Source organism: Paraburkholderia dipogonis (assembly GCF_042680985.1).
GTDB classification, from domain to species: domain Bacteria; phylum Pseudomonadota; class Gammaproteobacteria; order Burkholderiales; family Burkholderiaceae; genus Paraburkholderia; species Paraburkholderia phytofirmans.
Genome location: NZ_JBHUFR010000023.1, coordinates 157,896 through 170,938, shown reverse-complemented (window position 1 = coordinate 170,938; position 13,043 = coordinate 157,896). Strand labels below are relative to the sequence as shown.

Below are 13,043 nucleotides of genomic sequence, written 5' to 3'. Positions count from 1 at the left end.
CATCGGCGCACTTCAAGCGAACCGTCACCGTGCCCAAGTCCACAGAAAAATTAGATCTTGCTACCCGCGCCGCGTGGCTCTACTACGTCGCCGGCAACACCCAGAACGAGATCGCCGAGAAGCTGCAGGTGTCGCGCCCGGTCGCGCAACGGCTGGTCGCCTTCGCGGTGGAAAAGAATCTGATTCGTGTGCGCGTCGATCACAAACTGGCGGACTGCCTCGCGCTCGCCGATCAACTGTCGAAGCGCTACGGCCTGAGCATGTGCGAAGTGGTGCCGATCGATAGCGACACCTCCGACGAGGTCGACCGCAAGCTGGCGGTGGCCGGCGCGCAGGTGATGGAGCGCTATCTCGGCGAGGAAAAACCGATGGTGGTCGCGGTGAGCAGCGGCCGGACGCTGAAGGCCGCCGTCGATCAGATCGCCCAGCTTGACCGTCCGCAGCATCGGCTGGTATCGATGGTCGGAGCGATCGCCCAGGACGGCTCCTCGAACCGCTACGACGTCGCGCTGCACATTTCGGAGAAGACGGGCGGAAAGCATTTTCTGCTGCCCGCGCCGCTGCTCGCCGATAGCGAAGCGGAACGCGCGCAGTGGTGCAATCACCGGCTTTATCGGATCGTCGAATCGCTGTCGGCGCAGGCCGACGTGGCGTTTGTCGGCATCGGCAATATCGGGCCGAAATGTCCGCTGCTCGAAGACGGATTCATTACATCGGCCGAAGTGAAAGAGTTGACGCAGAACGGCGCGGTGGCTGAAATGCTCGGACTGCCGATCGACGCAGCCGGCGCGCACGTCGAATCGCCGACCGGCCGGCGCGTGACGAGCATCGCGCTCGACTCGCCGCCGCAGCGCCCGACCATTGGTTTTGCTGGCGGGGAGCGCAAACGTGAAGCGCTGATCGCGGTGCTCAAAGGCGGCTGGCTGTCAGGATTGGTGACCGACGAATCATGCGCGAGAGCCGCGCTCGAGGCGTAAGCGGACGGCCTGCGCCAAAGCTGCGCTACATCGCCGGCAGGCCTTCGGTGATGATGATCCGGTATTCCCCGCCCTGCAGACGCGTTTCGCTGACGGCCTGATACTCCGGGCTGCGATACCAGGCAATCGCTTCGTCGTAGCTGGCGAATTCGAGGATCAGGATTTCGTCGATCGGCGGACCTTCCACGACTTCCTTGCGGCCGTGGCTCGCCAGCATCATGACCGGATGCTGCTCGAAGGTTGCAGGCGCAACCTGTTTGTATTCGTCCAGCTTTGCGGGGTCGAGCGTTTTCTCGCGCGTAATGACGACGTAGGCGGCCATGAGCGTTTCCGGGGCGTGGTTGAAAGGAAAGCGGCGCGCCCGCCGCTTTCACAATCGTCACGCGGCCAGCACTTCGACGATCTTACGCTGGAATGCTTTCCCTGCGCTGTCGAACAGATGGCAATGCTCCGGCGTGGCGCCGAGTTTTTGCGTCTCGCCTTTCGTATGACGTTCGAGCGGCGGAATGCGCGCGATCAATCCGTCCGGGGCGACGCTCGATTCCGCGTACAGATACGCCGCGTCGCCGAGCGACTCGACCGCCATCGTGCGGGCCGAGATGCCGTCGTCGGCCATGCCTACGTGCAGATGCTCGGGGCGAATGCCGACCGTCACCTTGTCGCCCTGCTTCACCGCGGCCGGTTCCACCGCGACGCGCTGCGTCTCGCCGGTTTCGTAGCGCACCGTGACGCCGTCATGCGTGACCGACTGCACCACGCCTTCCATGAAGTTCATCTTCGGCGAACCGATGAATCCCGCGACGAAACGGTTGGCCGGCGCGTGATATAGCATGGTCGGGCTGCCGACCTGCTCCAGATTGCCCGCCGACAGCACCACGATCTTGTCCGCCAGCGTCATGGCCTCGACCTGATCGTGCGTCACGTAGATCATCGTGGTCTTCAGTTCGTCATGCAGACGCGCGAACTCGAGGCGCATTTTCACGCGCAAGGCAGCGTCGAGATTCGACAACGGTTCGTCGAACAGAAACACTTTCGGCTTGCGCGTGATCGCGCGGCCGATCGCCACGCGCTGACGCTGCCCGCCCGACAACTGCTTCGGCTTGCGATCCAGCAGATGGTCGATGTGCAGGATCTTCGCCGCGTTGCGCACCGCGGCGTCGATCTCCGGCTTCTTGGTGCCGGCGAGTTTCAGGCCGAACGCCATGTTGTCGTACAGCGTCATATGCGGATACAGCGCGTACGACTGGAACACCATCGCGATGCCGCGCTTGGCGGGCGCCACGTCGTTCACGCGCATGCCGTCGATGGTCAGATCGCCGCCGCTGATATCTTCGAGGCCGGCGATCATCCGCATCAGCGTCGATTTACCGCAACCGCTCGGGCCCACGAACACGACGAACTCGCCGTCCGCGATATCGAGGTTGATGTCGCGCATCACTTCGTTTTCGTCGTACGCCTTCCTGATGTTGCGCAGAGTTACGCTTGCCATGATGTGTCTCCGTGTAATGCTATGTGTTGCCTGTCCGATATTTCGGTTGCCTGAGTTGTTTGAGACGCTCAGGCAGCTACAGTGATTCGCTTTCGATGCCGCCCGCTTATGGCGCGGCCGCCGTCGCACTCAGCGTCCATTGCGCGACCAGTTCCGGCAACTGCTGCATGTCGTCGAAGACGTGACGCGCGCCGGCCGCATGCAGCTTATCGATCTGCGCATCGCTCGCGTGACCGCCGCCGATGAAACCGAGCACCGTCATGCCCGCCGCAGTGGCGGCCGTCACACCCGTGACGCTGTCCTCCACCACGAGGCATGCCGACGGCGCGAGTCCAAGACCCTTGGCCGCCGCCAGATAGACGTCGGGCGCGGGCTTCGGATTCGGCACCGCGTCGGCGCAGAACAGGCGATCGCCGAAAAATCTTACGAGGCCCGTGCGCGTCAGCACCGTTTCCACATACGGGCGAAAGCTGTTGCTGGCGCAGCCTTTGGTGAGCGGCACCTGAGCCAGCGCGGCTTCGATGCCTTCGACCGTCGACGCCTGCATCGCCGCCGCTTCCACTGCTTGCCGGATCGAATCGATATCCTCGCCGCTGAGGCTTTTGCCGAGCTGCGCCGCGGTGCCTTGCAACACTTTCTCGATGCGCAGTCCGAGCAGCGGCAGCACGACCGGCTCGACGTCGGTGCCGGGCCAGCGCGCTTCGAGTTCGTGCACCAGCATGCGCGCCGCCACGGCTTCGCTGTCGATCAGCACGCCGTCGCAATCGCAGATCAGCGCGAAATTGCCGGCGAGCGTGCTTCCACTCGTGCCTGCCGTCATTTGACCGCCCCGAAGGTAAGGCCGCGCACCAGTTGCTTCTGCGACAGCCAGCCGACGATCAGGATCGGCGCGACCGCCAGCAGCGAAGCGGCGGACAGCTTGGCCCAGAAGAGACCCTCAGGACTCGAATACGAAGCGATGAACACGGTCAGCGGCGCGGCGTTCGAACTGGACAGGTTGATGCTCCAGAATGCTTCGTTCCACGAAAGGATCACGAGCAGCAGCGCAGTCGAGGCGAGCCCAGGCAGCGACATCGGCATCAGCAGATAGACGATTTCCTGCCACGTCGCGGCGCCGTCGATCCGGCCGGCTTCGAGAATGTCACGCGGAATTTCCGCGAAGTACGTGAACGACATCCACACTGCGATGGGCAGATTGATCAGCGTGTAGACGATCACGAGACCCGACACCGAATCCAGCAGACCGCTGTTTTTCCACAGCAAGTAGATCGGCACCAGCACGCCGACCGACGGCATCATCTTGGTCGACAGCATCCACAGCAGCACTTTCTGCGTGCGGCGGGTCGGGAAGAAGGCCATCGCATACGCCGCCGGCACCGCGAGGATCAGGCACAGAACCGTCACGCCCACGGAGATCAGTATCGAATTCCACGCGAACGAAAAGTAATTGCTGCGCGCGAATACCTCGCGGAAGCTATCGAGCGTCGGGGTGAAAAACAGCGACGACGCATACGCTTGCTGCTCCGTCTTGAATGCGGTGATCGTCATCCAGAAGATCGGAAAGAACAGCAACAAGGCGACGAGCCACGCGATCACGCCGGGAATGCCGCGTCGGATCGCGGCGAACGGCGACTTCGCCGGGACCGTCATGGCGGTCGGGCTCGACACCGGGGTAGAGGCAACCTGGCTCATTTTTCGTACTCCCCTTTAAGGTTCTTCGCGAGCATCCGCACCAGGAAGAACGACACGATATTGGCCAGCACGACAGCGAGAATGCCGCCCGCCGAAGCGAGACCGACGTCGAACTGTTGCAGGCCCAGCGAATAGATCAGGTACGACAGGTTGGTGGTCGCGGTGCCCGGACCGCCACCCGTGGTCGTGTAGATTTCGGCGAAAATCGACAGCAGGAAAATCGTTTCCATCATCACCACCACCGCGATCGCCCGTTTCAGGTGAGGCAGCGTGATGTAGAAGAACATCGAGAAAGGACCCGCACCGTCGATGCGTGCCGCCTCCTTCTGCTCCTGATCGAGCGACTGGATCGCGGTGAACAGAATCAGGAAAGCAAAGGGCAGCCACTGCCACGCGACGATCATGATCACGGCAGTCAGGGGATATTCGGCGAACCAGTCGATCGGTTGCATGCCCATGGCGCGCATGCCCTGCGCGATCAGGCCGTACACCGGATGCAGGATCATGTTCTTCCAGATCAACGCGCTCACGGTCGGCATCACGAAGAACGGCGCGATGGCGAGCAGCCGCGCGACCCCCTGCCCGTAGAACTTGCGGTCGAACAGAATCGCCATCAGCACGCCGCCCACCACCGTGATCACGAGGACCGAGATGATCAGTTCGAGCGTGTGACCGATCGAAGGGCCGAACGACGGATCGCTGGCAAGATATTTATAGTTGTCGAAACCCGCGAAGCCTTTCAGATCCGGATTCAACAGGTTGTAACGCGAGAACGAAAACCAGATCGTCATCGCGAGCGGAATCGCCATCCACAGCACGAGCACCGCGACCGAAGGCGTGGCTAGCCAGCGGGCGGAGTTGGCTTTGCGGGTTTCGCGTTCTTTTTCTGTCTGGGGATGGGCATGCATGAGAGGTAGGCGCAGAGGACGCATGATTGACCACCTGTTCGGTAATGCGCGGACCGCCGCCCGAAGCCGCGACGACACCCTACGATGTCGCGGCGCACGTGTGGCGGAAAGGCCCGCTGTGCCGCGTAAGCCGGCTGACGGGCGTCAGCCGGCGCGTGCCACGTAACGACCGTGGCTTACTTCTGGTAGCCGGCCTGCTTCACCGCGCGATCCGCAGTGGCGTTGCCGGCTGCCAGCGCCTGATCGACCGTCATCTGGCCGGCAATCGCGCCGGAGATGCTCTGACCGACCACGGTGCCGAACGACTGGAACTCAGGAATCCCGACGAACTGCACACCGGTGTACGGCACCGGCTTGAGCGTCGGATGCTCCGGATCCGCCGTTTCGATCGCCTTCAGCACGAAGTCGCCGAACGGTGCTGCCTGCTTGTACTCGGCGCGTGCGTAGGTGGATTTACGCGTTCCCGGCGGCACCGAGGCCCAGCCTTCGTCCTTCGCGACGAGTTCGATATATTGCTTCGACGTGGCCCACGTGATGAACTTCTTGGCCGCGTCAGCCTGCTTCGACGACTTCGGAATCGCCAGCGCCCAGGCCCACAGCCAATGCGAACCCTTCGGCGTGACCGCGACCGGCGCCGCCGCGAAACCGACCTTGTCGGCAATCTGCGATTGCTGCTTGTTGTAGAGCATGCCGGCCGCCACCGTGGCGTCGATCCACATCGCGCACTTGCCGGAGGACATCAGCGTCAGGTTCTCGTTGAAGCCATTCGAGCTCGCTCCCGGAGGGCCGTCCTTCTTCAGCAGATCGACGTAGAAGGTCATCGCCTTTTTCCATTCCGGCGAGGTGAGCTGCGCGTTCCATTTCTCGTCGAACCAGCGGCCGCCGAAGGTGTTCACCACCGTCGTGCCGTAAGCCATGTTTTCGCCCCAGCCCGCCTTGCCGCGCAGACAGATGCCGTAAATGCCGTTGGCTTTGTCCGTGAGCTTGTCGGCGAATTGCTTGATCTGGTCGTAAGTCGGCTGGTCGGGCATCTTCAGACCGGCCTTCTCGAACAGGTCCTTGCGGTAATACGTCATCGAGCTTTCGACGTAGAACGGCAGCGCATACAACTGGCCGCCGCTCGAAAGGCCGTCGCGGGCCGTCTTCACGACGTCGTTCAGATCGTAATCAGCGGGCAGGTTCGTGAGCGGCGTGAGCCAGCCGCGCTTGCCCCATTGCGGCGTTTCGTACGCGCCGATCGTCATCACGTCGAACTGGCCGCTGCCGGTCGTGATGTCGGTCGTGGCGCGCTGACGCAGCACGTTTTCTTCGAGAATCACCCAGTTCAGCTTGATGTCCGGATTCGCTTTTTCGAATTCGGGCGAGAGCTTCTTCAACTCGATCATGTCCGGATTGTTCAGCGTGGCGATCGTCACAGTCGCCGCCGACGCGCTCAATGCAAAGCATGCGACAGCGCCGGCACTGAGCGCCTTTAGCGTGGATTTGAGGGCTGGCTTCATGTGTTTGTCTCCTTTCTCGTACGTTATGTAGTGCAGCGTTTGTTCTACGAAAATGACGATGAACGGCGCGGACTCAGCTCATCCAGTTGCCGCCGTCGACGTTCAGGGTTTGCGCAGTGATGTAGTCGGCATCCGCCGAGGCGAGGAACAGAGCGGCGCCGGTCAGATCGTCCGGCACGCCCATGCGGCCGAGCGGCACTGCTTCGCCGACAAGGCGTTTCTTCTCGCCGAGCGGGCGGTTTTCATAGCGCGCGAAGAGCGCGTCGACTTCGTTCCACATCGGCGTATCGACGACACCCGGCGCGATGCCGTTCACATTGATCTTGTGCGGCGCAAGCGCCAATGCCGCGGATTGCGTGTAGCTGAGCACGGCCGCCTTGGTCGCGCAGTAGTGCGACACGAGCGCCTCGCCGCGCCGCCCCGCTTGCGACGACATATTGATGATCTTGCCGCCGTGGCCCTGCTCGACCATCTTTCGCGCCACGGCTTGCATCAGGAAGAACATGCCCTTCACGTTGACCGCGAAGAGGCGGTCGAACACGTCCCAGGATTCGTCGAGGATCGGGCGCATGTCGAACAGCGCCGCGTTGTTGAAGAGAATGTCGATTTGCCCGAAGCGCTCCAACGTACTCGCCACGATGCGCCGGATATCGTCGCGGCGCGTGACGTCGGCGCTCACGGTCAGCACGCGATCGCCGTAAGTGGCACGCAGCGAATCGCCGAAACTGTCGGCCGGCTTCACGTCGACCAGCACGCAGCGCGCGCCTTCGTCCAGATATCGGCGCGCCACGGCTTCACCGATTCCGCTTGCCGCGCCCGTCAGAATGGCCACCTTGTCTTGCAATCGTGCCGCCACTGCTCGTCTCCGGTTCGTTTCGCTTCTTGAGGCGCGGTGAGCGAACGCTCATCGCGCGAACAATTGCTCTGTTAGTGATCGAATGATCGGATACGCACCGGGCCATGTCAAGGCGCCCGAGCAGATTTCGATGGTGCAGCGCGGCAGGATTCCGGCACCCCCTCATCCACCCCGAACAACACTAGTACGAGAAATCGAAGACAGCCAATCTGCTTTCTGCTCGTCCCGCTGCCAAAATTTCGAGATACGTTATATCATTGCGACCTTGCTTCGCTTTCGAAGCCGAATGGTCGTGATTTCGCTTGCTACCGTTTCGTCAGGAGTCTCCGCCGATGGCCACATCCGCTGCAGAACACCATGCCGTGCGCCTCGCGCATGCGGAAGCGCATGCCGCGTTGCACGGGCTCGCGCTGACGCCGCTGCGTCGTCAGGTGTACGCGGCGATTGTCGCCAGCGAGCGGCCGGTCGGCGCTTATGAACTGCTAAATGCGCTCGAGCCGGCACGCGGCCGTGTGCCGCCGACAACCGTATATCGCGCGCTGGATTTTCTGCTCGCGCATGGCTTCGTGCATCGGATCGAATCGAAGAACGCGTTCGTGGCCTGCTGCGAAGTCGGCGTGCCGCATCGCAGCCAGTTTCTGATGTGCGACGGCTGCGGCGCGACCGTCGAGATTCCCGGTGACGACCTCGCCGAACAGTTGTCGCATAGCGCGCCGGCACATGGTTTCGAAGTGCATCGGCAGGTGGTCGAACTGAGCGGTCTATGCGCGCTGTGTGCTCGCGCGGCGCGGCCCACGGGTGCTTCAGCCGCCATGAAGCCGGCATAACGCACACGTCCCTCATAACGTCAGTGGTTCATTCAACTCTCACGCAGCAGGACACAACGATGAAGAAATTCGGCTCGATGTTGAACGGGGCACAGCGTGCGCTGAAGCTGTCGAAGTACGTCGCGGTAAGCGCCGCCGTTTTCGCGTTCGGCCACGCGGCGATGGCCGCAGATGCAAAAATCCCAGTGGTCGCGGCAGAGAATTTTTACGGCGACGTGGTGCAGCAACTCGGCGGCGATCGCGTCGACGTGACGAGCATCCTCAGCAATCCGGACCAGGACCCGCATCTGTTCGAAGCGAGCCCGAAGACCGCGCGTGCGTTGCAGCATGCGAGCCTTGTGGTCTACAACGGCGCCGACTACGATCCGTGGATGGCAAAAATGCTGGCGGCGTCGAAGGGAGCGAAGCGCGTGACGATCGTCGCGGCCGATCTCGTCGGCAAGAAAGGCGGCGACAATCCGCACCTCTGGTACGAACCGGCGACCATGCCGAAAGTGGCGCGCGCGGTGAGCGAGGCGCTCGTCGCGGCTGACCCGGCGCACAAGTCGGCGTACGATGCGAACCTCGCGAAGTTTCTCGATTCGCTGAAACCGGTCGACGCCAAGGTCGCCGAGCTGCATGGCCGCTACGCGGGCGTGCCGGTGACGGCAACCGAACCGGTGTTCGGCTACATGTCCGACGCGGTGGGCCTGACGATGCGCAATCTGCGCTTCCAGCTCGCCACCATGAACGACACCGAAGCCAGCGCGGCCGACATCGCCGCGTTCGAACGCGACCTGCGCGAAAAGCGCGTGCGTGTTCTGATCTATAACAGCCAGGCAACCGAGGCCCTGACCAAACGCATGTTGAAGCTCGCGCAGCAATCGAAGGTGCCGACCATGAGCGTCACCGAGACCGAACCGGCCGGCAAGACCTATCAGACGTGGATGCTGACGCAGCTCGACGCGCTGGGCACGGCGCTGGCCGCGGGCGATGCGAACGGCGCCAGTGCGGCTGCGGCTTCAGGCGCGAAAGGAAAAACCCCATGACCCAGACTGGCCGCGGCGCGCCAGCGCGTGTGCCCAGCACCGCACCCGTGCTCGAACTCGAACACGTCACGCTCGAACTCGGCGACCGCACGATTCTGCGCGACACCGGCTTCGTGGTGAACCAGGGCGAATTTATCGGCGTGCTCGGGCCTAACGGCGCGGGCAAGACGACGCTGATGCGCGCCGTGCTCGGTCTCGTGCCTGCCGCTCAGGGCGCGATCCGCGTGCTGGGACAATCGGTCGAGCGCGGCAACGCGTCGATCGGCTATATGCCGCAGACACGCACTGCCTTGGCCGGCCGCCGCGTGCGTGGCCGCGATTTCGTCGCGATGGCCGCCGACGGCCATCGCTGGGGCTTGCCGCATGCGGACGCCACCACGCGCGCCGATGTCGAACGCGTGCTGGATCTGGTGGGCGGCCGCAAGCTGGCCGAGCGGCCGTTGTCGGAACTGTCGGGCGGCGAGCGTCAGCGGCTGTTGCTCGCGCAGTGCCTGCTCGGCAATCCGAAGCTGCTCCTGCTCGACGAGCCGTTGATCAGTCTCGATCCGCATCATCAGAAGAGCGTGGTCGAACTGGTGCGGCGCGTGCAACAGGAACTCGGCATCGCGGTGCTGTTTTCGGCGCATGAACTGAACCCGCTGCTGCACGCGCTCGATCGCGTGCTGTATCTCGGCAGCGGCGTGGCGGCGCTCGGCACCGTCGACGAAGTGATCACGCGGCCGGTCCTGTCGCGCCTCTACGGCTCGCCGATCGACGTGATGCGCGTGAACGGCCGCATCTTCGTGATGTCCGGCGACGTCGAAGTGGAAAAGCACGATCACGAGCACGAACACGACGAGAACGGCGGCCACGGCCACGCGCATTCCCATTCGCATGGCCACTCACATCAGCACGACTCACGCGACGGACACAAGCACGATGTTTGAATACGATTTCATGGTGAACGCATTCGCGGCGTCGGGGATCGTCGCGGTGCTGGCCGGCGTGGTGGGCTATTTTCTGGTGATGCGCGGACAGACCTTCGCGGGCCACGCGCTCTCGCACGTCGGCTTCACCGGCGCGACCGGCGCGGTGCTGATCGGCATCTCTCCGATCTGGGGGATGATCGGCTTCACTCTGGCGGCGGGCGTCGGCATGGGCGCGCTCGGCGAACGCCTCGCCGGACGCGACGTGGCGATCGGCGTGATCCTTTCGCTGTCGCTCGGTTTCGGCTTGCTGTTTCTGCACTTCTTCACCGCGTACGCGACTCAGGTCACCGCGCTGCTGTTCGGCAACGTGCTCGGCGTGAATGCGTCGACGCTCGGCGTGCTGGCGGGCTTGGGCGTCGTGAGTTTGCTGGCGCTCGCGGCGATCATGCGGCCGCTGCTGTTCGCTTCGTTGCAGCCGGAGCTGGCCGAAGCCAAGGGCGTGTCGTTGCGCCTCGTGTCCGTGCTGTTTCTCGCAATCGCGGCGCTCGCCGTGGCGGCGTGCACGCAGATCGTCGGCGTGCTGCTGGTGTTCACGCTGATGGTCGGCCCGGCCGCCGCCGCGCAGAACATGACGACGCGCCTCTCAGCGGGTCTCGTGCTCGCCGCGGTGTTCGCGCTGCTGCAGGCGTGGCTCGGTTTGACGCTCGCGTTCTATACCGATTGGCCGACGAGCTTCTGGATCACCGTGCTGTCGGCGGCGGTGTACGGCGGGAGTTTGTTGAGACGGCATTGAGTCTTCAGGGACGATGGCGGCATTGCATCTGCATAGCGCCATCGTCGTCCTGCGCGACTTCAGCCGAGCAGCACCTTCGCGTGATGCGCGAGATGACCCTCGATGAACGTCGAGATGAAGTAATAGCCGTGGTCGTAGCCCGCATGGCGACGCAACGTCAGCGGTTGACCTGCGGCCTCGCAAGCGGCTTCGAACACATCCGGATTCAGTTGCTCCGCGAGGAACTGATCCGCGAGCCCCTGATCGACCAGAATCCCTTCCGGGAACTTGCGCGACGTACGCGCGACCAGTTCGCTCGCGTCGTACTGCTTCCACGCTTCGCGGTCGTCGCCCAGATAGCCGCTGAACGCTTTCTCGCCCCACGGGCAACGCGTCGGCGCGGCGATCGGCGCGAACGCCGACACCGACCGATAGATCTCCGGATTGCGCAACGCGAGCATCAACGCGCCGTGACCGCCCATCGAATGCCCGAAAATGCCTAGCCGCGCGCCGTCCACCGGCAGATTCGCGAGCACCGTTTCACGCAGTTCGTCCCGCACGTACGAGTACATCCGGTAGTGCTGCGCCCACGGCGGCTGGGTGGCATCGACGTAAAAGCCCGCGCCCACGCCGAAGTCCCACGCCGCGCTTTCGCCCGGCACGCCCGCGCCGCGCGGACTGGTATCCGGCGCGATCAGCGCGATGCCGTGCTGCGCGGCAAAGCGCTGTGCGCCGGCTTTGACCGGAAAGGTTTCTTCCGTGCAAGTGAGACCCGCGAGATAGAACAGCGCGGGCACGTTCGCGTTGGCCTGCAGGGCCTGCGGCGGCAGATAGATGGAGAAGCGCATCGACAGGCCGATGGTCTGCGAGTCGTGCCGATAGATGCGCTGCTCGCCGCCATGACAGGCATGCGATGACAAGAGTTCGAGCATGAGGAACCTCCGGTTTAGTACAGCACGACCGAGCGGATCGACTCGCCCTTCTTCATCAGATCGAAGCCCTCGTTGATGCGCTCGAGCGGCAGACGGTGCGTAATCAGATCGTCGATATTGATCTTGCCTTCCATGTACCAGTCGACGATCTTCGGCACATCGGTGCGGCCGCGCGCGCCGCCGAATGCCGAGCCTTTCCACTCGCGGCCCGTCACCAGCTGGAACGGCCGCGTGCTGATCTCTTCACCCGCCGCCGCCACGCCGATGATGAACGACTGGCCCCAGCCCTTATGCGTGCATTCGAGCGCCTGACGCATCACCTTCGTGTTGCCGATACATTCGAACGAGTAGTCCGCGCCGCCATCGGTGAGCTGCACGATGTGATCGACCACGTTCTCGACTTCGTTCGGGTTGATGAAGTGCGTCATGCCGAATTTCTTCGCCAGTTCGACACGTCCCGGATTGATGTCCACACCGATGATCTTGTCCGCGCCGACCATCTTCGCGCCCTGGATCACATTCAAACCGATGCCGCCGAGACCGAACACCACGACATTCGCGCCCGCCTCGACCTTCGCCGAATACACGACCGCACCGACACCGGTCGTCACACCGCAACCGATGTAGCAGATCTTGTCGAAAGGCGCGTCTTCACGCACTTTCGCCACCGCGATTTCCGGCACGACGATGTAGTTCGAAAACGTCGACGTGCCCATGTAGTGAAACAGCGGCTTGCCGTCGAGCGAGAAGCGCGAGGTCGAGTCGGGCATCAAACCCTTGCCTTGCGTCGAACGGATTGCCTGACAAAGATTGGTCTTGCGCGACAGGCAGAACTTGCACTGACGGCATTCCGGCGTATAGAGCGGAATGACGTGATCGCCCTTCTTCAGCGTGCCGACGCCTGGACCGGTATCGACGATCACGCCCGCGCCTTCGTGCCCGAGAATCGCCGGAAAGATGCCTTCGGGGTCCGCGCCGGAGAGCGTGTAGTAATCGGTATGGCAGATGCCCGTGGCCTTCACTTCGATCAGGACTTCACCGGCACGAGGCCCTTCCAGATCGACTTCTTCGATCGTCAACGGCGCGCCGGCTTTCCATGCGATTGCTGCTTTGGTCTTCATCGTGAATGCTCCTATGAGTCTGTCGAGGCAAGGC

At 63.2% G+C, this 13,043-nt stretch carries 14 protein-coding genes; 5 read left to right on the top strand and 9 right to left on the bottom strand.

Translation table 11 applies throughout. The features are described 5' to 3' along the window. Window positions 1-29: 29 nt before the first annotated feature. The gene (locus ACFSNN_RS29355) at window positions 30-977 is read left to right on the top strand and encodes a sugar-binding transcriptional regulator (RefSeq protein ID WP_134457937.1); all 948 of its coding nucleotides are present in this window, start codon (window positions 30-32) and stop codon (window positions 975-977) included. A gap of 25 nt (window positions 978-1,002) precedes the next feature. Here the strand turns inward: ACFSNN_RS29355 and ACFSNN_RS29350 are convergent, their stop codons facing one another. The 7 genes from ACFSNN_RS29350 to ACFSNN_RS29320 all read right to left on the bottom strand — a co-directional run bounded on the left by ACFSNN_RS29350 (window position 1,003) and on the right by ACFSNN_RS29320 (window position 7,421). Beyond that, window positions 1,003-1,299 carry a DUF1330 domain-containing protein gene (locus ACFSNN_RS29350; RefSeq protein ID WP_134457936.1) on the bottom strand — a complete coding sequence of 99 codons (297 nt, stop codon included), beginning with the start codon at window positions 1,297-1,299 and terminating at the stop codon, window positions 1,003-1,005. Between the two features lie 57 nt (window positions 1,300-1,356). Beyond that, window positions 1,357-2,466, bottom strand: coding sequence for an ABC transporter ATP-binding protein (locus ACFSNN_RS29345; RefSeq protein ID WP_134457935.1), 1,110 nt, complete (start codon window positions 2,464-2,466; stop codon window positions 1,357-1,359). A gap of 106 nt (window positions 2,467-2,572) precedes the next feature. Beyond that, on the bottom strand, window positions 2,573-3,286 hold the full coding sequence (locus tag ACFSNN_RS29340) for an HAD family hydrolase (RefSeq protein WP_134457934.1): 714 nt from the start codon (window positions 3,284-3,286) through the stop codon (window positions 2,573-2,575). Further along, complete coding sequence (locus tag ACFSNN_RS29335; RefSeq protein ID WP_244322862.1) at window positions 3,283-4,116, bottom strand: carbohydrate ABC transporter permease; 834 nt, start codon at window positions 4,114-4,116, stop codon at window positions 3,283-3,285. The genes ACFSNN_RS29340 and ACFSNN_RS29335 overlap by 4 nt, the downstream gene beginning before the upstream one ends. 38 nt (window positions 4,117-4,154) lie before the next feature. Further along, window positions 4,155-5,090 carry a carbohydrate ABC transporter permease gene (locus ACFSNN_RS29330; protein ID WP_134457932.1) on the bottom strand — a complete coding sequence of 312 codons (936 nt, stop codon included), beginning with the start codon at window positions 5,088-5,090 and terminating at the stop codon, window positions 4,155-4,157. Window positions 5,091-5,242: 152 nt separating this feature from the next. Next, the gene (locus ACFSNN_RS29325; protein WP_134457931.1) at window positions 5,243-6,565 is read right to left on the bottom strand and encodes an ABC transporter substrate-binding protein; all 1,323 of its coding nucleotides are present in this window, start codon (window positions 6,563-6,565) and stop codon (window positions 5,243-5,245) included. 73 nt (window positions 6,566-6,638) lie between these two features. Continuing rightward, window positions 6,639-7,421 carry an L-iditol 2-dehydrogenase gene (locus ACFSNN_RS29320; RefSeq protein WP_134457930.1) on the bottom strand — a complete coding sequence of 261 codons (783 nt, stop codon included), beginning with the start codon at window positions 7,419-7,421 and terminating at the stop codon, window positions 6,639-6,641. A 332-nt stretch (window positions 7,422-7,753) separates the two neighbouring features. Here ACFSNN_RS29320 and ACFSNN_RS29315 point away from each other — a divergent pair, with 332 nt between their 5' ends. From ACFSNN_RS29315 to ACFSNN_RS29300, 4 genes are read left to right on the top strand one after another with little or no spacing between them, the layout of a single operon-like run. After that, the gene (locus ACFSNN_RS29315; protein WP_134457929.1) at window positions 7,754-8,248 is read left to right on the top strand and encodes a Fur family transcriptional regulator; all 495 of its coding nucleotides are present in this window, start codon (window positions 7,754-7,756) and stop codon (window positions 8,246-8,248) included. 59 nt (window positions 8,249-8,307) lie between these two features. Continuing rightward, entirely contained in the window at window positions 8,308-9,276 is a 969-nt protein-coding gene (locus ACFSNN_RS29310) for a metal ABC transporter solute-binding protein (protein ID WP_134457928.1), read from the top strand. Next, complete coding sequence (locus tag ACFSNN_RS29305; RefSeq protein WP_134457927.1) at window positions 9,273-10,202, top strand: ABC transporter ATP-binding protein; 930 nt, start codon at window positions 9,273-9,275, stop codon at window positions 10,200-10,202. Before ACFSNN_RS29310 ends, ACFSNN_RS29305 begins: the two co-directional genes overlap by 4 nt. Further along, window positions 10,195-10,977: a metal ABC transporter permease gene (locus tag ACFSNN_RS29300; protein WP_134457926.1), complete on the top strand. Its 783-nt coding sequence runs from the start codon at window positions 10,195-10,197 to the stop codon at window positions 10,975-10,977. Before ACFSNN_RS29305 ends, ACFSNN_RS29300 begins: the two co-directional genes overlap by 8 nt. A gap of 59 nt (window positions 10,978-11,036) precedes the next feature. Here the strand turns inward: ACFSNN_RS29300 and fghA are convergent, their stop codons facing one another. Together fghA and ACFSNN_RS29290 are read right to left on the bottom strand one after the other, a co-directional pair. Beyond that, a complete protein-coding gene (gene fghA / locus ACFSNN_RS29295; protein ID WP_134457925.1) occupies window positions 11,037-11,888 on the bottom strand; it encodes an S-formylglutathione hydrolase in 852 nt (283 codons plus the stop codon). A 14-nt stretch (window positions 11,889-11,902) separates the two neighbouring features. Then, window positions 11,903-13,009, bottom strand: coding sequence for an S-(hydroxymethyl)glutathione dehydrogenase/class III alcohol dehydrogenase (locus ACFSNN_RS29290; RefSeq protein WP_132373288.1), 1,107 nt, complete (start codon window positions 13,007-13,009; stop codon window positions 11,903-11,905). Window positions 13,010-13,043 lie beyond the last annotated feature (34 nt).